The organism is Sulfitobacter sp. OXR-159 (assembly GCF_034377145.1).
Taxonomy (GTDB): Bacteria; Pseudomonadota; Alphaproteobacteria; order Rhodobacterales; family Rhodobacteraceae; genus Sulfitobacter.
The window spans coordinates 1,860,300-1,883,087 of the sequence record NZ_CP139707.1 but is presented as its reverse complement, the minus strand read 5'-3'; the positions used below and the strand labels follow the sequence as shown (position 1 = coordinate 1,883,087).

Below are 22,788 nucleotides of genomic sequence, written 5' to 3'. Positions count from 1 at the left end.
TGATGATTGCGGCTGCTGGATGCCGGGCGCGTGCCGCGCGCGCTTGGCGCTGTCGCCAGCGTCGGCGCGCCAAGACGACATCCGGGGTTGAGCGCGGCCCTATGGGCCCCGTCGTCAGGTCTTGGCCGTGAGGCAAAACAGTCGTTAACCAAAATTAAACCAGTCCCTCCCTATCAAGGATGTGAAAGGGAGAATTTGATGAAACGTCTTGTTATATTGGGATTTCTCACCGGATCGCTGGCGGCCTGTGTCGAACCTCCGGCCTCACCCATGGAAGCCGCGGCGCGGCGGGCGGCGGCGGCGGAATTGACCGCCAAACAATGTGCAGGCTTTGCGGGCGGCTATGAGAGCGTGCGCAAATTGCGGCACGACGCGAACCAGAATATCGCCACGGCACGGCGGCTTGGGGCGACGGATGCGACGATTGCCAAGGCGCGAACGGATGTGCGCATGGCCTTTGATATGCAGGTCGCCTTCTCCAATCCGCAGCAGGCTTGCAACATGATGGTGGGCGAACTGGCTTGGGCTACGGGATGACCCGCTCTAGCGATGCGCCACGTCGAGCCAGATCGGCAGATGGTCTGACGCGCGGCGGGTCTGCGAGGTCTCGACCACGCCGCCTTGGCGCACTGTCAGATGCTGATCCAACGCCATGCGATCAAGAAAAGCCACGGGCATCCGGGCGTGATAGCTCTTGCCCGGTGCATGGATCGTAAAACGTTTCGCCAAGCGCCCCAGCCCGACCTTTTGCGACCATTCGTTCAGATCGCCCGCGATCAGCGTGGGGCAGGCGGCGCAGGCATCAAGGTGAGCGATCATGGCGCTTAACTGTTCCTTGCGGGAGGGGCGCAGCAGGCCAAGATGCGAGGCGATGACCCGCAATTGCCGCGCGCCGATGTGCAGGTCGGCCACCATGGCACCGCGCGGCTCGACCCCCGGCAGGGTCAGATGCGCCACCTGATCGATCTTGGCGGAGGGGCGCACCAAAACGGCGTTGCCGTGCCAGCCTATGCTGACATCGCTTGGCGTCGGCACAGGGCGCATGCCCGTGATCTCTTCGACCCGATCCAGCGGCAGGGCAGAGGGGCGCGGGGCGCGGCGGCGGTCGGCTTCTTGCAGCACCACCACATCTGCATGCAAGCTGCGGATGATCCGCATGATCCGCTCCGGATCGCGGCGTCTATCGGTGCCCAGGGCCTTGCGGATGTTATAGCTGACGATGCGCAGCGATTGGGGGGCGACGGCGGGGATCATAGAACAGGCGCTCCCAAACGAAACAGCCCCTCGGCCACCTTGCGGATCATCCCCGTCGGAGGCTTCTCCATGGCGCAGTGTTCGGAGAGATGTTCAAACCAGTCATGCAGCTTTGCGACCGACCCCGCATCATAGACAAAAAGTGTCACCTCAAAGTTCAGCAACATGCTGCGCACGTCGAAATTGGCGGTGCCCACAAGCCCCATATCATCGATGATCCCGGCTTTGGCGTGGATCATCCCGGGCTGGTAATACAGCACGTGGCCGCCAGCTTCGTGCAGGTCGCGCAGGTAGGCACCGCGGGCAAAATCCGCCAGCCGTTGGTTGGAGCGTTCGGGCACCAGCACTCGCACATCCACACCGCGGCGGGCTGCGGTCGTCAAAGCCGCACCAAGTGCTTCGGTCGGCACGAAATAGGGGGTCACGAGCCAAATCCGCGCCTCAGCCAAATGCAGCGCGCGGATCAGACCGTCGTGCAGCGGGTCTTCGGTGATATCGGGGCCGGAAGGAACCAATTGCACTGTGGCGGTCCCGCCCGTATCCGACGCGACCGATGGGGCAGGGTCCAAAGCCTCCCCGCTGGCCACGCCCCAATCCGAGCGGAAAACATCGCCGAAACTCTGCACTGCGCGCCCCTCAAGCAAGAAGGCCAGATCGGTCCAGCCGTCCTCAAGCGCCGTGGGGCCGAGGTAGTGCGCGCCGATGTTCATGCCGCCTGAAAAGACCCGCGCATCATCCGCGATAATCATTTTGCGGTGGTTGCGCAGGTTCAGGTGGCCTGAGCCCGGCACTTGCAACAGCGGTGAATAAAAGCGCACGTCACCCCCTGCCGCACGCAGGCGGCGCAGTGCCGCGGCCGGGCCGCGCAGGGTGCCCAAACGGTCCATCAGCAGCCGAACTTTGACACCGGCCTTGGCGCGTTCGGTCAGCGCATCGACAAAGATACGGCCGGTGTCGTCATTGGCAACGATGTAGAAAAGCGCGTCGATCCGTTTCTCGGACCCTTGGATCAGCGCCATCACGGCTTCATGCGCCGCTGTCGGATCACCCAAGAGCCGCAGGTCTTGCCCATGGGCGGCGGCGGGCAGGCCGAAATACTGCATCGTCGCGTCCAGCGTATGCACCGGGCGGGGCGGCGGCCCTCCGGTTTCCCCTTTGAGGAAATGCACCGGGGAGTAGCGCGAAGATTGTTTGCGAAAGCCCAGCCCGAGAAACAACGGCACCGCCACCCATGGCAGCGCGATGATGAACAGCAGCCAAGCCGCCGTCGATTGCGGCGTGCGGCGCTGTTGCAAAATCACGATCGCCGCCAGCAGCGTCAGGATCACGATGATGACGATCTCTAGATGGGTGGTGATCCAAGACATGGGGTGGGGTCTGCTCCTTTTTGCTGGTAATAGAGGCAAATAACCCGTTCACCTTTGACAGCAAGCCTTGGTCGGTGTCAGGCGTCGAGGAATGATTTTAGTGTGGTTTTTGTGGTGGTGGCTTTGGAACACGGGTTCTGATTGCAATCCTACCGTCGGTGCAGGGCCGATCCGCGCAGGCTTTTTTGCACTTGGGTGACAGTGACTGGGGCTGCATTATCCGTATTGCGGCGGCAAGTATCTGATGCATCTTGATAATTATCGCTAAGCCCCAAGGCGGAAACACACTTGATACATAACTTAAGCGGCGGTTGGCCGAGGGTATGTTGCAAATGTGCGACAATCAGCGCATCGCAAATCTGTGAAGTGACAAAACTGAAACCCAATACTAGATGAGGCGTTGCGTAAGTGACCCTGCGGCGAGGATCGCAGGTCACCTGTATTTAAGGAGCAGAACATGAAACGCACGACAACAATCGCCAGCATCGCCCTGATCGCATCCAGCGCCTTCGCGGGTGCAGCAGCAGCCGGATCGCTGGAAGACACCACAGTTGAAGCACCGGTTTTCACACCTGCGCCGACACCCGTGGCCGTTGATGGCGACTGGACAGGCTTCTACACCGGTCTTCAGGTTGGTCAAACCGACATTGACAGCGACAGCGGCACCCTTGACGGTGACGACACGTCCTACGGTTTCCACGCCGGTTACGACTATGACTTCGGCAAGTTCGTACTGGGTGGTGAACTCGACTATGACAAAACCGACATCGATCTGGGCAACACAGGCGTCGCCGCGGATTCCGTTGCACGCGCCAAGCTGAAAGCCGGTTACGACTTCGGCAACACGCTGGTCTATGCAACAGCTGGTGCAGCCCGCGCCGACACCGACGTTGGTGATGAAACAGGCCCCTTCGCTGGTCTGGGCGTCACATATAAAGTCACAGACCGTTACACCGTCGGTGGCGAAGTGCTGCAGCACAAATTCGATGACGTAGGCGGCACAGGCGACGATCTGGACGCGACAACCATCTCCCTGCGTGGTTCCATGCGCTTCTAATCTATCTTGGCGGGGTAACTCGCTTGGATAGGGGGCCGGCTTCCGAAAGGAGGCCGGCCTTTTTTGTGCGGACAGGCCGCGTGGCGGGCATGTCATCTGGCAAAGATGGGCAATGCTGCCCTCAAGCAGGCGGTCTTCGGCCGTCATGGCCATGCCCTGCGCGCATAAAACTTAACCGGACAAGGGGCTTGGCGCAGGGCGGCGGGCTTGCTACAAGCTTGTCATGAACACCGCAACGCTCATTATTTGCTGCATTACCCGCTGAGACATTCTCGCGGGCCGCTGTTCACGTCATTCCCATTTTGACAAAACTATGCCAAGCCCGCGCCACACCCGCGCAAGGACGCCTATCCATGACCCGTGACCTGACGATCAAGCTGCACAACACCGCCACTCGCAAGAAAGAGGATTTCACCCCGATTGATGCGCAGAATGTGCGGATGTATGTCTGCGGTCCCACGGTCTATGACCGCGCGCATCTGGGCAACGCGCGGCCCGTGATTGTGTTTGATGTGCTCTACCGTCTGCTACGGCATGTCTATGGCCCCGAACACGTTACTTACGTGCGCAATTTCACCGATGTGGATGACAAGATCAACGCCCGCGCCGCGACAAGCGGGCGCAGCATTGGCGAGATCACCGCCGAGACGACGCAGTGGTATCTGGACGACATGGCCGCCGTGGGCGCCTTGGAGCCCGACCACATGCCTCGCGCGACACAGTATATCCCCCAGATGGTCGCAATGATCCGCGGGCTGATCGATGAGGGCTACGCCTATGAGGCCGAAGGCCATGTGCTGTTCCGGGTGCGCAAATATGCCGAATATGGCGCGCTTTCGGGCCGGTCGGTCGATGATATGATCGCGGGCGCGCGGGTTGAAGTCGCGCCTTACAAAGAAGACCCGATGGATTTCGTACTCTGGAAACCTTCGGATGAGGGGACTCCGGGGTGGGAGTCGCCTTGGGGGCAGGGCCGTCCGGGCTGGCATATCGAATGCTCCGCCATGGCGCATGACCTGCTGGGGGAGCGTTTCGACATCCACGGCGGCGGCATCGACCTGCAGTTCCCGCACCATGAGAACGAAATCGCCCAATCCAAATGCGCGGGCCACGGCTTTGCCAACTACTGGCTGCACAATGAGATGTTGCAAGTCGAGGGCAAGAAAATGTCCAAGAGCTTGGGCAATTTCTTTACCGTGCGCGATCTGCTGGATCAGGGCGTGCAGGGCGAGGTGATCCGCTTCGTCATGCTCTCAACCCATTACCGCAAGCCGATGGACTGGACCGAGAAGAAGCGCGAGGAGGCCGAGAAGACCCTTCGCAAATGGTATCTTCAGGCGGCGGAGGCTGAGGCCGCGACGCCTTCACCGGACCTCGTCACACTCTTGGCGGATGATCTCAACACCCACGGTGCGTTGACCGAATGCCACCGTCTGTCGAATGCGGGCGATGCGGCGGGTCTGCGCGGCGCGCTCTCGCTTTTGGGGCTGATGGATGAGTTGATCCCCGATTGGGCAGCGGTGCAAGCGCTGGATCTCAGCGATATCGAAGCCTTTCTGAGTGATGCCCGTGCCACCGCGATGGAGACCAAAGATTTCGCGCAGGTCGACCGGATCAAAACCGCGCTCACCTCTGTCGGGATCGAAGTCCAGATGAGCAAGGACGGCGTGAAACTGACCCCACCGCCCGGCTTTGATCGGGCGCAGCTGGAGGGGCTGTTGTGACGCGCGAACGTCTCTGGCTTTATGACACGACGCTGCGCGATGGGCAGCAGACCCAAGGCGTTCAATACTCCACCGACGAGAAACGCCAGATCGCCGAGGCGCTGGATGCGCTTGGCGTGGATTACATCGAAGGCGGCTGGCCCGGTGCGAACCCAACCGACAGCGCGTTCTTCGACGCGGCACCGCCCACCTCGGCACGGCTCACCGCTTTTGGCATGACCAAACGCGCGGGCATGTCAGCGGAAAATGACGATGTTTTGGCCGCTGTGTTGAACGCCGGGACGCAGTCGGTCTGCATCGTCGGCAAGACCCATGACTTCCACGTCAAAACCGCCCTTGGCATCACGCTGGCGGAAAACACCGACAACATCGCCAAATCCATCGCCCATCTGGTCGCCCAAGGGCGCGAGGCGCTGTTTGATGCCGAACATTTTTTCGACGGCTATAAGGCCAACCCCAACTACGCGCTTGAGGCGATCCGCGCGGCCTATGACGTGGGTGCGCGCTGGATTGTGCTGTGCGACACCAATGGCGGCACCCTGCCTGAAGAGATCGGCCGCATCACCCGCGATGTGATCGCCGCAGGCATCCCCGGTGACCGGCTGGGCATTCACACCCATGACGACACCGAAAACGCCGTGGCCTGCACGCTGGCCGCCGTCGACGCGGGCGCGCGGCAGATCCAAGGCACGTTGAACGGGCTGGGCGAGCGGTGCGGCAACGCCAATCTGACCACGCTGATCCCGATCCTTCTGCTGAAAGAACCATACGCCAGCCGCTTTGAGATCGGTGTGAGCCGTGACGCGCTGCGCGGGCTGACCCGCACCAGTCGGATGCTGGACGAAATCCTTAATCGCGTGCCGATGAAACAGGCGGGCTTCGTCGGGTCATCAGCCTTTGCGCATAAGGCGGGGCTGCATGCCAGCGCCATCGCCAAAGACCCAAGCACCTATGAACACATCGACCCCGCTCTGGTCGGTAATACCCGCGTCATTCCGATGTCGAACCAAGCCGGGCAATCCAATCTGCGCAAACGGCTGAGCGATGCCGGTCTGGCCGTGGCCAAGGGCGATCCGGCGCTTGGCCGGATCTTGGAAGTGGTCAAGGACCGGGAGGCGCAGGGCTATGCCTATGACACCGCACAGGCGAGTTTCGAACTTCTCGCCCGCGACGTGATGGACCAGTTGCCACATCTTTTCGAAGTGGAGCGTTACCGCGTTACGGTCGAACGCCGCCGCAATGCCGAGGGCCGGATGGTTAGCCTTTCCGAAGCGGTCGTGGTGGTCGATGTCGACGGAGAAAAGCGGCTCTCGGTCTCGGAATCGCTGGACGAGGATGGCGCGGACCGTGGCCCGGTCAACGCGCTGTCCATGGCGCTGGTCAAAGACTTAGGGAAATACAGCAGCCTTTTGGATGACATGCGTCTGGTTGACTTCAAAGTGCGGATCACCCAAGGCGGCACCGAAGCCACCACCCGCGTCATCATCGACAGCGAAGACGGGCAGGGGCGGCGCTGGTCCACGGTGGGCGTCAGCGCCAACATACTCGACGCCTCATTCGAGGCATTGCTAGATGCGATACGTTGGAAATTGATCCGGGACCGCGCCCAATGACAGACGATATGACCGCCTTTTTCACCCTGCATCGTGACCTGCCGCGCGAGGGGCCGGGGGAGCCTGCGGACGTAAATTGGGCCGTGGAACAGGTCGATCTGCCCGCGCGCGCCGAGATTGCCGATGTGGCCTGTGGCCCCGGCAGTGACATCGGCGCACTCCGCGCGGCGATCCCGCAGGGGCATGTCACCGCACTCGATAAGACCGCGCATTTCGTCGACACCGCGCGGGGTCGTTTCGTGGCGGATGGCAATGTCACCCTGCTGCGCGCGGATATGGCCGCGATCGCCAATGAATACGACCTGATCTGGTGCGCCGGTGCGGTCTACTTCCTAGGCGTGACCGAGGCGCTGACCCGCTGGCGCAAATCGCTGCGCGTGGGTGGCGTGGTGGCATTCTCCGAGCCTTGCTGGCTGACCGATACCCCCTCGGAGGACGCCCGCGCGCAATGGGCCGACTATCCCGCGATGAGCGACCCAGACGGCATTGCTGAACGGGTGCGCGCGGCGGGATATGAGGTCGTGGCGACCCGCGTTCTGTCGGAGGAAGCTTGGGAGAATTACTACACCCCGCTGGAGGCCCGCATCGAAAAGCTGCGCCCCGGTGCGGATGACGCATTGGCACAGGTGCTTGATGCAACAGAGGCGGAAATCGCCTGTTGGCGCGCGCACGGGGATGAATTTGGCTATCTGTTGACGGTGGCACGCCCCGCATGACCTTCGACGCCTACCTAAACGCCTGCGCCGCCATTGTGGAGCGCGCTGACCCATGGCGCTTTCGCGCGGCCATGGCGGCGCCCCTTGAGACGCGCAAGCTGCTCTTCCCGCTCTATGCCTTCAACGTCGAGGTTGCCCGCGCGCCATGGGTCACCCAAGAGGCGATGATCGCCGAGATGCGCCTACAATGGTGGCGCGACGCGCTGGAGGAGATTGCCGAGGGCGGCCCCGTCAGGCGCCACGAAGTCACCACGCCGTTGGCCCGCGCCATTGCGCCCGAGGATGCGGAATTACTCGATGAACTCGTCGCTGCGCGGCGGTGGGATATCTACAAAGACCCCTTTGAGGATGCTGCCCATTTCGCGCGCTACATCGACCAGACCGCAGGCCATTTGATGTGGGTCGCCGCGCGCCGCCTTGGTGCGACGCAAGAAGCGATCGTGCGTGATGCGGCCTATGCCACCGGCATCGCCGCATGGCTCTGTGCGATTCCGAATTTGGAGGAGGCGGGCCGTGTGCCGCTACTGGATGGCACGGCGGAAGGGGTTTCGGCCCTTGCTAAGGGAGCACTGGACCGCCTGAAGTCAGCGCGGGCCAAACGGGGGCAAATTCCAAATGAGGCTCGCGCGGCGCTGCTGCCTGCCGCCCATGCCGGACCTGTTTTGCACGCGGCTGTAGCAGACCCGCAAAAGGTCTCCGAAGCAGGCTTGCCTGACCCGCGCCGCCATTTCGCGCTGCGGGCCATGGTGTCGCGCTGGTAGGCGCTTAGCTCAGCTGCGTCTCTCTGCGGCGGCGCATCACCAGCCAGATCAGCGAGCCGCCGGCCAGCACCAAGAATGGCACCATGGCAAAGTTCACCGCTGCCCAGCCTTCCTGCGCCGTGCCGCCTGAGCAGTTCATCAAACCGCCCGAGGCGAGCGAGGCGACGGTCACGCCGCCGAATACCAGCAGATCGTTCAGGCCCTGCATCCGTCCGCGCTCATGCGGCTCATGCGCGCCCGCGAGCATGGTGGTGGCCCCGATGAACCCAAAGTTCCAGCCCAGCCCCAAAAGGATCAGCGCGACAAAGAAGTTGCCCAGTTCCACCCCTTGCAGCGCCACCAGACCTGCGGCGGCAAGGATCGCGATGCCAAGGCCCATGATCCGCTCGACCCCGAACCGATTGATCAGGTGGCCGGTAAAGAAGGACGGCGCGAACATCGCCAGCACGTGGCCAGTGACCACGTAGCCCGCGTTATCTTGGCTATAACCGCAGCCGACGACGGCCAGCGGGGTCGAGGTCATCACGAGGTTCATCAGCGCATAGGCCACCATGGCGCAGATCACCGCCACGGCGATGCGCGGCGTGGTCAGAAGCTCCCAGCGGCTGCGGCCCTTGGGCGCGTCATGGGCCGGGATCGGCGGTTTTGGAATGTCGATGAAAAGAAACAGCAGCGCGCCGATGAGGTTTACCGCCACCACGGCCAAATAGGTGCCAAGGAAGGGCACCACGAGGCTGCCAGAGGTTGCCGTGGCAAGCTGCGGCCCGATGATGGCCGAGACCAGACCGCCCGCCATCACATAAGAGATCGCCTTGGGCCGGAAGTGATCCGAGGCAGTATCGGCGGCGGCGAAACGGTAGAACCCTTGGGCAGACATATAGACGCCCGTCAGCAGGGAGCCGAGCAAAAAGACCGGGAAAGACGCCAGATAAAGCCCATAGGCCGCGACCGCGCCGCCCAATGCTCCGCCCGCAGCCCCCAGAAAAAACCCCGCCCGTCGGCCAAACCTTTGCATGATGGCCGAAACCGGCGTGGCCGAGAGCATGGAGCCCAGCACGATCATCGAGATCGGCAGCGTGGCAAGACAGACATTGGTCGCCAGCGACTGACCGGCAAGGCCACCCACGAGGAAAATCATCGGCATCTGCGCACCAAGAAAGGCCTGCGCTGCCACCAGCACCGCTACGTTGCGCCGGGCGCGTCTGTCGTCGATCATGTCTGAATTCCTCACTTCCCGCCAAGGCGTAGCCCTGCCGATGCGTAAGGGCAAGCCCGGCCCCGGTTTTTGCGCCTCCGATCCCGCTTGCGCCCGGCGGCAAGCTCGCCGATGATTGCGCCGATGACCGCCTCAAACCACCCTTCGCTGAACCTTCTTCTGCTCGCTGGCACTGCCGAGGCGCGGCAGCTTGGCGTCGCTTTGGCTGAGGCCGGTCACAGGGTCACCGCATGGCTGACGGAACCGCCGCGCGGCAGCAATCCGATGCCGATGGCGTTTGAGATGCGCGACCCAGAAGATACCACCGCCTTGCTGCGCGACATGGCGGGTTTTGACGCGGTTTTGGACCTCAGCCATGGGTTTGACGCGGGGCTGAGCCACGCAGGCTTTGCCACTGCCGCCGCCTTGGATAAGCCCTTTGTCAGTTTTGCGCGCCCCGGCTGGGCTTTGGATGATCCGCTGCTGCGGTCGGTCCCTGATGTACCCGCCGCCGCCCGTGCGGTGCTGCCCGGGGCCCGCGTCTTTGCCGCCACCGGATGGGCCAGCCTGCCACAGTTTCTGCCGTTTGAGGGTGCGCGCCTCATGCTGCGCCAGACCAGCCGCCATGACCGGCCCGCGCCCTATGACTTTGTGGATCTCATCTTTGGCGATCCGCCTTTCACGGTGGCGACCGAAACCGCGCTGTTTCGCGAGTTTGGCGTCGACCTGCTGATCTGCCGCAACCTTGGCGGCGCGGCCAGCCGCCCCAAGGTCGACGCCGCACTCGCCCTTGGCTTGCCGGTGATCCTCATCGAAAAGCCGCGCCTGCCAAAGGGGGTGCGCTGCCTGAACGACCTTGACGCGATGGTGGACTGGGTGGCGCAGCTGTGAGCCTTGCGCTCCCGATCACCTGCAACGCCGATGTGGCTGAGGGGGCCGCTTGGCTGGCCGAGGCCGAGCCGCGTTTTGCCATGGCGCTTGCACGCACCGGTCCGCTGCCCCTGCGCCTGCGCCCGCCGGGTTTCGCGGGCCTTCTCGACATCATCGTGGGGCAGCAGGTGAGCGTGGCCTCGGCCCGGGCGATCTATGCGCGGCTGGTGGAGGCGGGGTTGGACCGCCCGGAAAACGTCCTGCACGCGGGCGACGATGGTCTGCGCGCCGCAGGTCTGAGCCGTCCCAAAGCACGCTATGTGCTGGCCTTGGCAGAGCGGAAGTTTGACTTTGACGCGCTGCACTGTCTGTCCGATGACGCAGCCATTGCCGCGTTGGTCGCCATGCCGGGTATCGGGCCGTGGACCGCGCAGGTCTATGTGATGTTCTGCATGGGCCGTCGCGACATCTTTCCCAGTGGCGATCTTGCGTTGCAAGAAGCCGCGCGGGGGCTGTTTGATCTGCCCGCGCGCCCGACGCCGAAAGACCTTACCGCCATGGCCGCCGCTTGGTCACCTTGGCGGTCGGTTGCGGCGCGCTTGCTCTTTGCCTACTACCGGGTGTTGAAACAAAAGGAAGGATTGTCATGACACGGGTTTTGAACGCCGAGCGCCGCGAGCCGGTCTCTGGCACCACACGGTCGGTTGTGGTGTTCCTGCATGGCTATGGGGCCAATGGCGCTGACCTGCTGGGCCTCGCCGATCCGCTGAGCGAGCATCTGCCCGACACGCTCTTCGTTGCCCCCGATGCGCCCGAAGCCTGCGCCGGTGCGCCCATGGGGTTCCAGTGGTTCCCGATCCCTTGGATCGACGGATCGTCCGAAGAGGAATCGATGCGCGGCATGATGAGCGCGGTCGAAGACCTCGACGCCTTTCTCGATGCGCTGATGGTGGACGAAGACGTGCTGCCTGAGCAGGTCGTGCTCTTCGGCTTTTCGCAAGGCACGATGATGTCGCTGCATGTGGCCCCGCGCCGCGAGGATGCGGTGGCGGGCATCGTGGCCTTTTCGGGCCGCCTGCTGAACCCCGAAGCGTTGGCCGAAGAGGCGCGCGTCAAGCCACCGGTGCTGCTGGTCCATGGCGATGCCGATGACGTGGTGCCGCCGCAATCCCTGCCGCAGGCCGCCGAAGCCCTGCAAGAGGCCGGATGGCAGGACGTCTACGCCCATGTGATGAAGGGCACCGGCCATGGCATCGCGCCGGATGGGCTGAGCGTGGCGCTGGCCTTTATGCGCGACAAACTGGGGCTTTAACCCTTCATCTCATCCCAGAGCCACGGCTCTGCGAATTCGACCGAATTGCCTGCCGGGTCGCGCACATAAAGTGAGCGCGCCCCGTTGGGCCAGTCAAAGCTGGTGTCTTTCTCGACCCCGGCGGCCCGCAGCCGGGTTTCTATCGCGGCAATCTCATCTCGTTTCATCGCAAAGCAGACATGCCCCGGCCCCCGCGCCCCATGGGGTGGCACCGGCATCTTCGGATTGCCGGGCGGCTGCGCCGTGGCGGTGGGGTTGAAGACCAGCAAGACCGAGGGGCCGAGCGCAAAGAACATATGGCGCCCCGGCACCTCTTGAAACAGTTTTAGACCCAGAATGTCGCGGTAAAACTCCCGCGCTGGATCCAAATCATCGACGTAAACGGCGGCTTCGAGCAGGGACTGCGGGGCGGGCGCATCGGGCAGGGGGCTTTTCATCATGCCACAAGGTTAACAAACTCTGCCCATCTGTCACGCCTCTGTCGTAATCTTTGGGCAAAACCGGCGACATCTAGTGGTTCACCTTTGTCTTGCCAGAGAGAAACCGCGAGATATAGTGACTAAAACGGGCAGAGGACACGACCAGATGGACGGCGATTTCAGGACCGAATTTACCCGCCACCCGGCGGCGCTCAAACACCACCCCGCGCTGGTGCTCAACGCAGATTATCGGCCATTGTCTTACTATCCGCTGTCGCTGTGGCCGTGGCAAGAAGCGGTAAAGGCCAAATGGCTCGACCGGGTCGAGATCGTCGCCGAATATGACGAGGTGGTGCGCAGCCCTTCTACGGTGATCAGGATCCCTTCCGTTGTCGTTCTCAAAGACTATGTTAAACCTCAAAAGCGCGTGGCCTTCACGCGCTTTAATTTATTTCTGAGGGATGAATTCCGCTGCCAATACTGCGGCGCGAAGGGGGATCTGACCTTTGACCATGTGGTGCCCCGCGCTGCGGGTGGGGTGACAAGCTGGCAAAACGTGGTGGCGGCCTGTAGCCCCTGCAATCTGCGCAAAGGCTCGCGGCCCTTGCACCGCACGGGGCTGGCTTTGCGCAAACCGCCGCGCCAACCCGCCGCCGAAGAGCTGCGCAACATGGGGCGCAAATTCCCGCCCGGCCATCTGCACGAAAGCTGGATGGATTTTCTCTATTGGGATGCCGAGCTTCAGGCCTGACGCTTAGATCTCCAGTTCGTGTAAAAGATACGATAATACTCTCCAAAGCATCGTATTTGCGAGCCAGTAGGTAGCATCGGATTCACTAAGCATTGTCTTAGGAGACTGAATTCGAGCGCAAACTTGACACTGGTTCAAATACCTTTCGGGCAGCTTTTTTTAATGAAGGGTGACGATACTGGTGTTCGGCGACAAGGACGCCGTCGGTAAGATCGATGCCGCCGGCATAATCTGGAAGGGGCTCAACGTTGCCGGGCGCATCGGAAAACTCAAGAACAGGATCGCGCCGTTGTCCAAACTGTTGAAAACGAGCCCGGCCGAGTATGAGTATCGGGTGAAGGATCTATATAGTAGACTGCGCAACACCTATGAGCGGACGGTCGAAGAGATCATATTCAAGGACTTCGTGCGCCGGACCACTGACGTCATCCAGATCCAGCTTCGAAGAGCACTCTTCATTAGCGCGACGAAGGGGCTGGCTCGGAAACACTGCATGGCAACGATGACGGTGTGGCAATTGTCCGATAAGGGATGTTCTTGACTATCGTGGGCCTCCACCGCATGGGGCGGGAAGCGGTCCTTTGTTGCGGATGCCGTTCAAGCAAGCCACCCACGCAGAGCCAAAAAGGACGGGCCTCCCTAAAGACGAGCAAACTATATATCTCGGATGTTTACGGACGTTCCTTGCGCTTCGAGATGCACTTTTAAACGCCGCGCCTGGCTTCTGGGCGCAGCAATGACCAACAGCCTTTCCGGCTCTCGATGCCATTGATTGCCATGGCGACCGTCCGCGCCCTTGAGGAGGGCGGCGACACAGTAGATATCGAGGATTTCAAGCGGATCTTCGACCTCAAGTATCTCCATTATAATCCTGACAACCCATTCAACATCAGCGACTGGGCTTCCCGGGCAGGTGCGGCGATGATCGATGACGCTGCCTCTTCGAAATCCGTTAAGGCCGCAAAGCCTAAGAGGAAACGCGGTCGTCCGCGCAAGAACAGTGGGACAGCAGCATGACCCGCAACGTGCTGACGCCGCATCTGCCATTTCACGACGATAAAGTGAGTCAAGGATATTTTGCTCGCAACGGATACTATCACGCTGGAGTCAGCGCCGGGAAATTCTGCAGATATTCTCACATTAACCGAGCTGATTTTCGATCCGGGTCGGACGCTTTCTGCGATGCCGCCGCATTGCTTACAGGTGTCCCGCAGGAAAAGCTTCAGTTGAATAGCTTGCGCCTCGAGGCTGATGGGTCGCACTGCTTGCGGGGCGAGTCTTTAGCTGTTGAGGTGCTCCGTCGGACCTTCGTCAAGTTCTGCCCTCAATGCCTGCACGATGATCTTGAAACCTATTCCGGTATGGTGGATGGCGCGCTGCGTTTGAGATGGACATGGTTGTTGCAGCCGGTGGTCGTGTGCCCCATTCACTCGGTATTATTGAAAGAGATTCCGGCCTCGGACCCGGTGAACGCTTTCGATCTGGGGCGGCTGTTCGCCCAGAACGGCATTCGGTATGAGGACGCGCTCATTTCGCCAGAAGCGAAACCCGGCGCGCTTCAGAATTACGTTGTTAATCGGATGTCTAAACAGGCTGTAGGTCCGAAGTGGCTCGATGAGCAGGGAATTTGGCCGTGCGTGAAGCTATGTCAGATGTTGGGCGCACTCGTCGATCGGGGGCCCGAGCCGATGATCCGGGGATACACCGATGAGGACTGGGCCAATGCTGGCGACATCGGTTTCGACGTATGCTCCGAGGGGCCGGAAGCGATTTTCGATTGCCTCGCAGAGATGCGGGTTTCTGCCGGGCGGAGCAGTGGTAGGGCCGGCCCTCAAGCCACATACGGCTTCCTCTTCAACTGGCTGAAATACTCCACTCGCGGAGATGATTTTAACCGGTTTAGGGATATCGTTCGCGAGGCGATCGTCCAGAACTTTGCGATCGGCGCGGGTGAAACGGTTTTGGGGCAAGAAATCGTGACCCGTCGGGTCCATTCCGTGAACTCTCTGGCAGCAAAGGCGGGAGTAAGCCGCTTTCGTCTCTACCGGCTCATGCGCAAGATGGGGGCAATTCCCGTTACTGATGACCAGGCTGCCTTCAATCAGCAGGTTTTCCCCGCCGACGAGGGCGAACGCCTGATCGCCCGGATCCAAAATTCGGTGCCGCTTAATAAGGTTCGTCACGTTCTCGGTTGCACCAAAACCCATGCCGAGCAGCTTGCCAAACACGGACTCATCTCCTCGGTCGTGCCAATTGCGAATGATGAGGTCGGAGTCACGCAGGGATATTTCAATCTCGAAGACCTTGGCGAATTCGCGTCAACGGTTTTCGGATCAACGTGCAGCACCGAAACGGAAGATGACGGTTTTGTCGACCTGACAGTGGCCGCTAAAGGGCGCTCCTCAACGGCAGAGATCCTTCATTGGCTTCTCAACGGCAAACTGCCGGGAACTCGGCTCATCGGAGGAGTGAAGCGGCTTGATCACTTGCGGTTCGATCTGGACCAGATCAAGGAGCTTACGAAATACAAGGGCCACAGCGAGCTTCATCGCCTTACCAAAGTTGCTTTGATGCTCGGTATCAACCTCAGCGCTGTAAAGAAGCTGATCTCAAAGAAAAATGGCGGCCCCTGGCTGTCTCCAGCATCCGCGGAGGTTACCAAGACGCTTAGGGGCGGCGCATATGTATCGTCCGTAGAGATCGTGAAGTTTCAGGCGGAGTATCTTCCGGTTGCGCTGATCGCGCGTCAACTGGGAAGTCATGCCAGCGCAATCCGGAGTATTCTATCAGCTCACGGGATTTCGCCCCAGTTCGATCCTGCCTGGCTCGGAGCGCGTATCTATCGGCGTGATGACGTCTCTGAGTTAATTTCTAAACACCAACAGTTAAGGCCCGCAAAAACGCACCAGAGTAATAGCGCCGAACCTATTGCCGCAGCGAAAGCAGATATCAGTAAATCCCCAGAAAATGCAGAATTCTGTGAATCCGATGATGTCATTTTGTGAATCCGATGCTTCTCTTTCGCACAAGCGGAATATCAGCGCTAAATGAAATCAACCACTTACGTCAAAAATTGTGTTTTTTATCTTAGTATTTACAGTTCGACCCAGATCGGCACATGGTCCGAGGGTTTGTCACGCCCGCGCACATCTCGGTCAATCTGGCAATCGCGCAGCCGGTCGGCCACAATGGGTGACAATAGGAAGTGGTCAATGCGGATACCGTTATTGCGGTTCCACGCACCGGCCTGATAATCCCAGAACGAATAATGCCCCGGCCCTTGGGTGCGCGCCCGAAAAGCATCCGTAAGCCCGAGGTTCACCAGCCGCCGCCACGCCGCGCGGGATTCGGGGCGAAAGAGGGCGTCTTCGCGCCAGCTGTCGGGTTTGGCCGCATCTTCGGCCTGCGGGATGATGTTGTAATCGCCCGCCAAGAGAAAGGGCGTTTCCTCGGCCAGCAGCGCCTCGGCGCGGGCCTGAAGCCGCGACATCCACGCGAGTTTGTAATCATACTTTGGCCCCGGCACCGGGTTGCCATTGGGCAGGTAAAGCCCGCAAACCCGTAGCGCCATATCGTCACCGACGACCGTGGCCTCGATCCAGCGGGCCTGATCGTCTTCGTCATCGCCGGGCAGGCCGCGGGTCACATCCTCAAGCGGGAGTTTCGACAGGATCGCCACACCGTTGAAGGATTTCTGCCCGTGGGTCTCGACGTTATAACCGCGCTCTTCGAGCATGTCGCGGGGGAACGCCTCGTCGACCGACTTGATCTCTTGCAGCACAACCACGTCCGGCTGCGCCTCGTCGAGCCACTCGGGCAGGGCCGCGGCGCGGGCTTTGATACCGTTGATGTTAAAACTCGCGATTTTCATATCCGGCCCTCTTTCGACGTGGGTCTGCTATCGCGCATATGCGGTGGCGGAGCAAGGGGGAGGGCTGCGCGCTTAGGGTGATTCTTAGGCGGCAAGTTCTAGTATAGCTAGAGCCGCGGAAATCTCCCGCGCTGCATTGTTCTGCAACAGCCCTGTGGAAGGTTTTTAGTTGGCACAATGCGAAGGACGGAAAGTCGAACAATTGGTCGAAACTGTGGCGCGACGCTAATGTGGATAACTTAACCAGTACAATAACTTAGGCGAAAAATCCTTGGCGAAACAATTTTAAAGTGCATCAGTAATTGGACTACATCTTTAAATTGCAAAGCCCTTTGAAAGGACACCACGATGACCGCTATTTCCGCACGTAACTTCGCCCCCGTAACAGCGCCTGAAACACAGGACAAGCCGATGATGCTCGGCGCGGGGGTTGGCCTTTTCACCACCGGTCTCAACCGCGGAGGCGGTGACATGCTGATAGGCGAGGGGGCCGAGATGTTCACCACCGGTCTGCACCACGACAGCGGCAGCATCGCGCAGGGGGCGGGGGTCGGTCTTTTCACAACCGGCCTCGGGCCGACCGAGGCGCAGGTGCTGCGCTTTGATGCCTGAAACTGGTTCAAGCGGGTGGCCCTGTCGCCCGCTGTTTCCCATCTGGAGATGCTATGATGACCAATGTTGTTCTGCTGAGACCTGCCGAGTGCCGCGACCCGGAAATCCAATCCGCCCGCTTGATCCGCAGCTTTGCGAAGGAGCGTCGCGCTCAGGGGGATGTTTTCTGGCTCAAGGAAAACGCCGAACTGCTGGGGGTGCTGGCAAGCACGGGCGCCGCGCTGGACGCCGAGGCGCTAGAGCCGCTCGCCGCCTTCCACGCAGGGTGCCGCGATCTGCTGCGCGATTTCCCACAATACTACCGTTTTATCCTGTCGATCTGCCTCGACCTCGAAGCCATCGGCCTGCCAAAGCAACAGGGCGCGGCGCTTTGCAGCAGGGTTGCGCGGGCGGAGCTGGAAGGCGCAGAACTGTCAGACCTGCAACGCGCCGAGGCCCGCCGTCTGTTGCGCCGTCGGGGTGTCGGGCCGCAGGTCGGTGACGGGGCGCTTGGCCAGCGGCTGCGCGACTTCGTCTCGCGCAGTGTCACCTTTGCCATGCCCAATCGAAAGGCGGCTTATGAACTGACACATATCATTTTCTACCTGTCGGACTATGGCCGCCAGATTCCCGAACTGCCAGATGGGACACTAAAGAGCCTGCATTTCACCGGGCTGCTGGCCTTTCTGGATCAGGACATGGATCTGCTGGCCGAGGTCTGCGCCGCGCTGCGTTTCAGCGGCAATTACCCAAGCCCACTGTGGGAAGATGCCATCGCGGCCTACCACCGCGCCCTGCAGGTGCAAGCCGAGCCCGATGCGCCCATGCAGGACGATTATCACGAATTTCTTGTCACCGGCTGGGCCATGAAAATCGCAGACCGTCCGTCGCAGGCCCAAACCATGCCACAAGGCGCGCTGCGCTTTCACGCGGCCCGCAGCGGGCAGGGTGCGCTGCGTCCGCTGGCGGCTTGCCTGAATGATATGGGGGCGCGGCGCCGCGCGGATTGGGGGTATATGCGCCCCCATGTTCTGTCTTATCTCGGACCTGACAGCCATGCGATCTTGCTCGCAGCCGAACGCTCTGGCCCGCATTTCGAACAGTTTTTCGAAAGGTTCGCACGGGCGCGCGCCTGAACGCGCCCGGATGTGCTCACATCGAAAAGGACGTGCCGCAGCCGCAGGCCGCAGTGGCATTGGGGTTCTCAATCGTGAACCGCTCGCCGATCAGCTCTTCGGTGAAGTCGATCACCGCATCGGCCAAAAACGGCAGGGACACGCTATCGACCACCACCTTCTGACCGCTGCCTTCCAGAACGAGGTCATCCTCGGCAGGTTCGTCCAGCGCAATGTCATATTGAAACCCTGAACAGCCGCCGCCTTCGACAGCGACGCGCAGGGCTTTGCCTTCGTCGGCGGCCCCGATCTCGGCGAGGCGTTCAAAGGCGCGGGGGGTGACTTTGGGGGGCAGGTTCATCTGCGGGCTCCGATGCATCGGTTTTCTTTCGCGTTCCCTTAACATATAGAAACCACAAGGACAGGTCACAAGGACCGCAAGAAGGACCAGCCGCAATGCGCGCAGAATTTGCCTCGGATCCGGACACCGCCAAGGGACGGTTGGTGCCGGAGGAGGAAAGCACTTTCCGCTCCTGCTATCAGCGGGACCGGGACCGGATCATTCACGCCTCCGCCTTTCGGCGGCTCAAACATAAGACGCAGGTCTTTGTGGAGCATGAGGGCGACTATTTCCGGACCCGTTTGACCCATTCCATCGAAGTGGCGCAGGTTGCGCGCACCATCGCGGGGGCGTTGCGCCTGAATGGTGAACTGACCGAGGCCGTGGCGCTGGCGCATGATCTGGGCCACACGCCCTTTGGCCACACCGGAGAAGACGCGCTGCACAAGCTGATGGCACCCTACGGTGGGTTTGACCACAACGCGCAGGCGATCAAGATCGTCACCACGCTGGAGCGTCACTATGCCGAATTTGACGGGCTAAACCTGACGTGGGACACCCTCGAAGGGATTGCTAAGCACAATGGGCCGGTCACGGGCGACGTGCCCCATGCGCTGGCTGACTATAACGCGCGCCATGATTTGGAACTGCACACCCACGCCAGCGCCGAGGCACAGGTGGCCGCGCTTTCGGATGATATCGCCTATAACAACCACGATCTGCACGACGGGCTGCGGGCGGGTCTGTTTACCGAAGAAGAGATCGCTGAGCTGCCCATGGTCGGCGCGGCCTATGCGGAAGTGGACCGGCTCTACCCCGACACGGACAGCTATCGCCGTCGCCACGAGGCGCTGCGCCGGGTCTTTGGCGTGATGGTGGGCGATGTGATCGAAACATCGTCCAAGCTGCTGAAAGAGACGGGCGCACAATCCCCCGATGACATCCGTCATCTGGGCCGCCCGGTGATCCGCTTTTCGGATCCTGTCTGGCAGGACCTGCGCGAGATCCGAAAGTTCCTTTTCACCCGCATGTACCGCGCGCCCTCGGTGATGGAGAATCGCGAGAAGGTCACTAAGGTGGTCGAAGACCTCTTTCCGCTGTTTCTGTCTCAGCCCAACCTGTTGCCGCGCCACTGGGCGGCGGCGATCGAGGCGGCAGAGGATGAAACCACGCTGGCGCGGATGGTCTCGGATTACATTGCGGGCATGACGGACCGTTTTGCGCTGCAAGAACACGCCCGCCTTTTCGGAAGTGATTTGCGCAGCTTCCGCTAATCTTTGCGGCATGGTAACCTGCCCCCTGTGATCCATAGGTGACCTGACATGATACAAACCCCCGTTCTGCCGGAAAGTCTGGCCGGTGACGCGACCTTCGCGATCCTCTCGGCAGGGCAAGCGCCGGGCCCAACGGTCGCCAAACGCGCGGCTGGTCTGGGGGCCGAAGTCGTGGCGATGGACCGCGACCCCGCCGTTCTGGCACGGCTGATGAGCCAGTCGCCCGCACGGGTCGAAGGGCTGGCGCTTGCCGGGGATCTGGTCAGTCGGTTCGAGCCGCTTTACCGCAACTGGGGCGGCACGCCGCTGCATTTGGTGTTGAACCTGATGCCGCTGGACCCCGACGATTGCGCCAAGGGCATGGACGCGCAGATCCGAGGGCTGTCTGCCATGGTGCGGGCTTTGGGCCGGGGTTTGGTGGCCGGGCAGGGGTCCGTTGTAACCGTCCTGCCGCGCCCCAGCCAGCCACTGGCGCTCGCCGGACATGGCATGATCGGCGCATTTGAGGCCGCCAATGCCGCGCTCGATAAGGTATTTGGCGCACGCGGGCTGCATTTTCACCTGATTACGGTGCCCGAGGGGCAAGCCGACCTCGCGGCAGACAGCGCGCTGTTCCTGGGGTCCGAAGCTGGCCGACGGCTCCGAAGTGGGCGTTTGGACCTCGGCTGATACCGCCGCTTCAAACGCCATTCCCTCACATGGGCCCTCGCGGCCTGCCGCTTCATTGACTGCACCCCCGCACATGATAAACGGGCGGGGAACAAGGATACCCGACATGAACCTATTTGCCGAAATTCGCCATCTTATCATTGCGACGCTGGAACAGATGGTCGCGCAGGAGGCCCTGCCTGCGACACTGAACTTTGACCCGATCACCGCCGAGCCGCCACGCGACGCCGCGCATGGCGATATGGCGACCAACGCCGCGATGGTGCTGGCCAAGCCCGCGGGCATGAAGCCACGCGATATCGCCGAAGCATTGGCCGCCCAATTGCAAAACGATCCGCGCATCACCTCTGCCGAAGTGGCCGGCCCGGGCTTTATCAACCTGCGCCTTGCGCCTTCGGTCTGGCAAAACGTGGCACGGCAGGTCTTGAGCCAAGGCACCGACTTTGGCCGCGCGATCCTTGGCGCCGGTCAACGGGTGAACGTCGAATATGTCTCGGCCAACCCCACCGGGCCGCTGCATGTGGGCCACACCCGTGGCGCGGTCTTTGGCGATGCGCTGGCCAGCTTGCTGGATTTCGCAGGCTACGATGTGACGCGCGAATATTACATCAACGACGGCGGCGCGCAGGTCGATGTGCTGGCACGCTCGGTCTACCTGCGCTACCTCGAAGCCAATGGCAAAGAGGTGGCCTTCCCCGATGGCACATATCCCGGCGACTACCTGATCCCGCTGGGCGAGGCGCTTGCCAAGATGTATGGCGACAAGCTGGTCGACCAACCTGAGAGCGAATGGCTCGATCATATCCGCGACTTTGCGACCGATGCGATGATGAACCTGATCCGTGAGGATCTGGCAGCCCTCGGCGTTGAGATGGATGTCTTCTACAGCGAGAAATCCCTCTACGGCACTGGCCAGATCGAAGCGGCGATTGCCTCGCTCGAAGCCAAAGGGCTGATCTACGAAGGCGTGCTGGAGCCGCCAAAAGGCAAGAAGCCCGAAGATTGGGAACCGCGCGAACAGACGCTGTTCAAATCCACCGAACACGGCGATGACGTGGACCGCCCGGTCAAGAAATCCGACGGGTCCTGGACCTATTTCGCCCCCGACATCGCCTATCACTACGACAAGGTCAGCCGCGATTTCGACATGCTGATCGACATTTTCGGCGCGGATCATGGCGGCTACGTTAAGCGGATGAAGGCGGCCGTGTCGGCATTGAGCGATGGTCATGTGCCGCTCGACATCAAGCTGACGCAGCTGGTGAAACTTTTTAAAAACGGCGAGCCGTTCAAGATGTCCAAACGGGCAGGGACCTTTGTGACCCTGCGCGATGTGGTCGATCAGGTGGGCCCCGATGTGACGCGCTTTGTCATGCTGACGCGCAAGAACGACGCGATGCTCGACTTTGATTTCGACAAGGTGCTGGAACAAAGCCGCGAAAACCCGGTGTTCTATGTGCAATACGCCCATGCGCGGGTGGCTTCGATCCTGCGCAAAGCCCAAGAGGCCGGGGTCGAGGTTGCCGATGCCACGCTGATGGATGCGGATCTGACCAAGCTTGACCATGATGCCGAGCTGGGCCTGCTGCGCAAACTGGCCGAATGGCCGCGTCTGGTCGAAACCGCCGCGCGCAGCAACGAGCCGCACCGGGTGGCCTTCTACCTCTATGAACTCGCGTCCGACTTCCACAGCCTCTACCACTTGGGCCGTTCCGAAGACGGGCTGCGTGCGTTGCAAGAAGGGGACGCTGCCACATCGCAGGCAAAAATCGCCCTGTCGCGTGCCGTTGCGATTGTAATTGCGGCGGGTCTTGGTATTCTTGGGGTCACACCGGCGCAGGAGATGCGATAACCGCACCAGCGCGCCGAAAACAGGCAACCCCATGACC

General features: G+C 61.3%; 24 protein-coding genes. 18 read left to right on the top strand and 6 right to left on the bottom strand.

Translation table 11 applies throughout. The annotated features are described in order from the left end of the window. Positions 1–198: 198 nt before the first annotated feature. Complete coding sequence (locus T8A63_RS09720) at positions 199–537, top strand: hypothetical protein (protein WP_067622059.1); 339 nt, start codon at positions 199–201, stop codon at positions 535–537. Between the two features lie 6 nt (positions 538–543). On the opposite strand, the gene T8A63_RS09715 is transcribed toward T8A63_RS09720, so the two are convergent. Together T8A63_RS09715 and T8A63_RS09710 are read right to left on the bottom strand one after the other, a co-directional pair. Then, a complete protein-coding gene (locus T8A63_RS09715) occupies positions 544–1,254 on the bottom strand; it encodes an endonuclease/exonuclease/phosphatase family protein (protein ID WP_067940047.1) in 711 nt (236 codons plus the stop codon). Continuing rightward, positions 1,251–2,621: a phospholipase D-like domain-containing protein gene (locus T8A63_RS09710; RefSeq protein WP_322343647.1), complete on the bottom strand. Its 1,371-nt coding sequence runs from the start codon at positions 2,619–2,621 to the stop codon at positions 1,251–1,253. Before T8A63_RS09710 ends, T8A63_RS09715 begins: the two co-directional genes overlap by 4 nt. A 457-nt stretch (positions 2,622–3,078) precedes the next feature. Between T8A63_RS09710 and T8A63_RS09705 the strand changes: the two genes are divergently transcribed. From T8A63_RS09705 to T8A63_RS09685, 5 genes are all read left to right on the top strand, one after another. Continuing rightward, positions 3,079–3,678, top strand: coding sequence for an outer membrane protein (locus tag T8A63_RS09705; RefSeq protein WP_067621921.1), 600 nt, complete (start codon positions 3,079–3,081; stop codon positions 3,676–3,678). Between the two features lie 353 nt (positions 3,679–4,031). After that, entirely contained in the window at positions 4,032–5,402 is a 1,371-nt protein-coding gene (cysS, locus tag T8A63_RS09700; protein ID WP_322343646.1) for a cysteine--tRNA ligase, read from the top strand. Beyond that, the gene (gene cimA / locus T8A63_RS09695) at positions 5,399–7,015 is read left to right on the top strand and encodes a citramalate synthase (RefSeq protein WP_322343645.1); all 1,617 of its coding nucleotides are present in this window, start codon (positions 5,399–5,401) and stop codon (positions 7,013–7,015) included. The genes cysS and cimA overlap by 4 nt, the downstream gene beginning before the upstream one ends. After that, positions 7,012–7,731 (top strand): class I SAM-dependent methyltransferase, encoded by a 720-nt coding sequence (locus T8A63_RS09690; RefSeq protein ID WP_322343644.1) that lies wholly within the window; start codon positions 7,012–7,014, stop codon positions 7,729–7,731. Before cimA ends, T8A63_RS09690 begins: the two co-directional genes overlap by 4 nt. Next, positions 7,728–8,492: a squalene/phytoene synthase family protein gene (locus tag T8A63_RS09685; RefSeq protein ID WP_322343643.1), complete on the top strand. Its 765-nt coding sequence runs from the start codon at positions 7,728–7,730 to the stop codon at positions 8,490–8,492. The genes T8A63_RS09690 and T8A63_RS09685 overlap by 4 nt, the downstream gene beginning before the upstream one ends. Before the next feature lie 4 nt (positions 8,493–8,496). Here T8A63_RS09685 and T8A63_RS09680 read toward each other — a convergent pair whose 3' ends face one another. Next, positions 8,497–9,708: an MFS transporter gene (locus tag T8A63_RS09680; RefSeq protein ID WP_322343642.1), complete on the bottom strand. Its 1,212-nt coding sequence runs from the start codon at positions 9,706–9,708 to the stop codon at positions 8,497–8,499. Between the two features lie 123 nt (positions 9,709–9,831). Between T8A63_RS09680 and T8A63_RS09675 the strand changes: the two genes are divergently transcribed. From T8A63_RS09675 to T8A63_RS09665, 3 genes are read left to right on the top strand one after another with little or no spacing between them, the layout of a single operon-like run. Then, positions 9,832–10,578: a precorrin-6A/cobalt-precorrin-6A reductase gene (locus tag T8A63_RS09675; protein ID WP_322343641.1), complete on the top strand. Its 747-nt coding sequence runs from the start codon at positions 9,832–9,834 to the stop codon at positions 10,576–10,578. Then, complete coding sequence (locus T8A63_RS09670; RefSeq protein ID WP_322343640.1) at positions 10,575–11,207, top strand: DNA-3-methyladenine glycosylase 2 family protein; 633 nt, start codon at positions 10,575–10,577, stop codon at positions 11,205–11,207. Before T8A63_RS09675 ends, T8A63_RS09670 begins: the two co-directional genes overlap by 4 nt. Next, entirely contained in the window at positions 11,204–11,869 is a 666-nt protein-coding gene (locus T8A63_RS09665) for an alpha/beta hydrolase (protein WP_300056883.1), read from the top strand. The genes T8A63_RS09670 and T8A63_RS09665 overlap by 4 nt, the downstream gene beginning before the upstream one ends. Here the strand turns inward: T8A63_RS09665 and T8A63_RS09660 are convergent. Next, positions 11,866–12,309, bottom strand: a complete 444-nt coding sequence (locus T8A63_RS09660; protein WP_322343639.1) for a VOC family protein — start codon at positions 12,307–12,309, stop codon at positions 11,866–11,868. The two genes, T8A63_RS09665 and T8A63_RS09660, sit on opposite strands and share 4 nt — an antisense overlap. Positions 12,310–12,454: 145 nt before the next feature. On the opposite strand from T8A63_RS09660, the gene T8A63_RS09655 reads away from it, so the two are divergent. The 4 genes from T8A63_RS09655 to T8A63_RS09640 all read left to right on the top strand — a co-directional run bounded on the left by T8A63_RS09655 (position 12,455) and on the right by T8A63_RS09640 (position 16,044). Then, complete coding sequence (locus T8A63_RS09655) at positions 12,455–13,039, top strand: HNH endonuclease (RefSeq protein ID WP_067621954.1); 585 nt, start codon at positions 12,455–12,457, stop codon at positions 13,037–13,039. A 181-nt stretch (positions 13,040–13,220) separates the two neighbouring features. Then, on the top strand, positions 13,221–13,580 hold the full coding sequence (locus tag T8A63_RS09650) for a hypothetical protein (RefSeq protein ID WP_150119943.1): 360 nt from the start codon (positions 13,221–13,223) through the stop codon (positions 13,578–13,580). 221 nt (positions 13,581–13,801) lie between these two features. Then, entirely contained in the window at positions 13,802–14,056 is a 255-nt protein-coding gene (locus T8A63_RS09645; RefSeq protein ID WP_322343638.1) for a hypothetical protein, read from the top strand. Continuing rightward, positions 14,053–16,044 (top strand): TniQ family protein, encoded by a 1,992-nt coding sequence (locus T8A63_RS09640; RefSeq protein ID WP_322343637.1) that lies wholly within the window; start codon positions 14,053–14,055, stop codon positions 16,042–16,044. Before T8A63_RS09645 ends, T8A63_RS09640 begins: the two co-directional genes overlap by 4 nt. Before the next feature lie 89 nt (positions 16,045–16,133). Here the strand turns inward: T8A63_RS09640 and xth are convergent, their stop codons facing one another. Continuing rightward, entirely contained in the window at positions 16,134–16,910 is a 777-nt protein-coding gene (xth, locus tag T8A63_RS09635) for an exodeoxyribonuclease III (protein WP_067627528.1), read from the bottom strand. A gap of 348 nt (positions 16,911–17,258) precedes the next feature. Between xth and T8A63_RS09630 the strand changes: the two genes are divergently transcribed. Further along, complete coding sequence (locus T8A63_RS09630; protein ID WP_322343636.1) at positions 17,259–17,522, top strand: DUF6749 domain-containing protein; 264 nt, start codon at positions 17,259–17,261, stop codon at positions 17,520–17,522. Between the two features lie 56 nt (positions 17,523–17,578). Further along, a complete protein-coding gene (locus tag T8A63_RS09625; RefSeq protein WP_322343635.1) occupies positions 17,579–18,637 on the top strand; it encodes a DUF6902 family protein in 1,059 nt (352 codons plus the stop codon). 16 nt (positions 18,638–18,653) lie between these two features. On the opposite strand, the gene T8A63_RS09620 is transcribed toward T8A63_RS09625, so the two are convergent. Beyond that, positions 18,654–18,977, bottom strand: a complete 324-nt coding sequence (locus T8A63_RS09620; protein ID WP_322343634.1) for an iron-sulfur cluster assembly accessory protein — start codon at positions 18,975–18,977, stop codon at positions 18,654–18,656. A gap of 95 nt (positions 18,978–19,072) precedes the next feature. Here T8A63_RS09620 and T8A63_RS09615 point away from each other — a divergent pair, with 95 nt between their 5' ends. The 3 genes from T8A63_RS09615 to argS all read left to right on the top strand — a co-directional run bounded on the left by T8A63_RS09615 (position 19,073) and on the right by argS (position 22,751). Then, positions 19,073–20,230 (top strand): deoxyguanosinetriphosphate triphosphohydrolase, encoded by a 1,158-nt coding sequence (locus T8A63_RS09615; RefSeq protein ID WP_067941964.1) that lies wholly within the window; start codon positions 19,073–19,075, stop codon positions 20,228–20,230. Positions 20,231–20,278: 48 nt separating this feature from the next. After that, positions 20,279–20,899: a hypothetical protein gene (locus T8A63_RS09610; RefSeq protein WP_322343633.1), complete on the top strand. Its 621-nt coding sequence runs from the start codon at positions 20,279–20,281 to the stop codon at positions 20,897–20,899. 106 nt (positions 20,900–21,005) lie between these two features. Next, a complete protein-coding gene (argS, locus tag T8A63_RS09605) occupies positions 21,006–22,751 on the top strand; it encodes an arginine--tRNA ligase (RefSeq protein WP_067628448.1) in 1,746 nt (581 codons plus the stop codon). Positions 22,752–22,788: the final 37 nt, after the last annotated feature.

Excerpts from the sequence above, each read along its gene's own strand:
- T8A63_RS09720 (WP_067622059.1), top strand. The coding sequence starts at position 199 with ATGAAACGTCTTGTTATATTGGGATTTCTCACCGGATCGCTGGCGGCC.
- T8A63_RS09715 (WP_067940047.1), bottom strand. The coding sequence starts at position 1,254 with ATGATCCCCGCCGTCGCCCCCCAATCGCTGCGCATCGTCAGCTATAAC.
- T8A63_RS09710 (WP_322343647.1), bottom strand. The coding sequence starts at position 2,621 with ATGTCTTGGATCACCACCCATCTAGAGATCGTCATCATCGTGATCCTG.
- T8A63_RS09705 (WP_067621921.1), top strand. The coding sequence starts at position 3,079 with ATGAAACGCACGACAACAATCGCCAGCATCGCCCTGATCGCATCCAGC.
- cysS (WP_322343646.1), top strand. The coding sequence starts at position 4,032 with ATGACCCGTGACCTGACGATCAAGCTGCACAACACCGCCACTCGCAAG.
- T8A63_RS09690 (WP_322343644.1), top strand. The coding sequence starts at position 7,012 with ATGACAGACGATATGACCGCCTTTTTCACCCTGCATCGTGACCTGCCG.
- T8A63_RS09685 (WP_322343643.1), top strand. The coding sequence starts at position 7,728 with ATGACCTTCGACGCCTACCTAAACGCCTGCGCCGCCATTGTGGAGCGC.
- T8A63_RS09680 (WP_322343642.1), bottom strand. The coding sequence starts at position 9,708 with ATGATCGACGACAGACGCGCCCGGCGCAACGTAGCGGTGCTGGTGGCA.
- T8A63_RS09675 (WP_322343641.1), top strand. The coding sequence starts at position 9,832 with ATGACCGCCTCAAACCACCCTTCGCTGAACCTTCTTCTGCTCGCTGGC.
- T8A63_RS09665 (WP_300056883.1), top strand. The coding sequence starts at position 11,204 with ATGACACGGGTTTTGAACGCCGAGCGCCGCGAGCCGGTCTCTGGCACC.
- T8A63_RS09660 (WP_322343639.1), bottom strand. The coding sequence starts at position 12,309 with ATGATGAAAAGCCCCCTGCCCGATGCGCCCGCCCCGCAGTCCCTGCTC.
- T8A63_RS09655 (WP_067621954.1), top strand. The coding sequence starts at position 12,455 with ATGGACGGCGATTTCAGGACCGAATTTACCCGCCACCCGGCGGCGCTC.
- T8A63_RS09645 (WP_322343638.1), top strand. The coding sequence starts at position 13,802 with ATGCCATTGATTGCCATGGCGACCGTCCGCGCCCTTGAGGAGGGCGGC.
- T8A63_RS09640 (WP_322343637.1), top strand. The coding sequence starts at position 14,053 with ATGACCCGCAACGTGCTGACGCCGCATCTGCCATTTCACGACGATAAA.
- xth (WP_067627528.1), bottom strand. The coding sequence starts at position 16,910 with ATGAAAATCGCGAGTTTTAACATCAACGGTATCAAAGCCCGCGCCGCG.
- T8A63_RS09630 (WP_322343636.1), top strand. The coding sequence starts at position 17,259 with ATGACCGCTATTTCCGCACGTAACTTCGCCCCCGTAACAGCGCCTGAA.
- T8A63_RS09625 (WP_322343635.1), top strand. The coding sequence starts at position 17,579 with ATGACCAATGTTGTTCTGCTGAGACCTGCCGAGTGCCGCGACCCGGAA.
- T8A63_RS09620 (WP_322343634.1), bottom strand. The coding sequence starts at position 18,977 with ATGAACCTGCCCCCCAAAGTCACCCCCCGCGCCTTTGAACGCCTCGCC.
- T8A63_RS09615 (WP_067941964.1), top strand. The coding sequence starts at position 19,073 with ATGCGCGCAGAATTTGCCTCGGATCCGGACACCGCCAAGGGACGGTTG.
- T8A63_RS09610 (WP_322343633.1), top strand. The coding sequence starts at position 20,279 with ATGATACAAACCCCCGTTCTGCCGGAAAGTCTGGCCGGTGACGCGACC.
- argS (WP_067628448.1), top strand. The coding sequence starts at position 21,006 with ATGAACCTATTTGCCGAAATTCGCCATCTTATCATTGCGACGCTGGAA.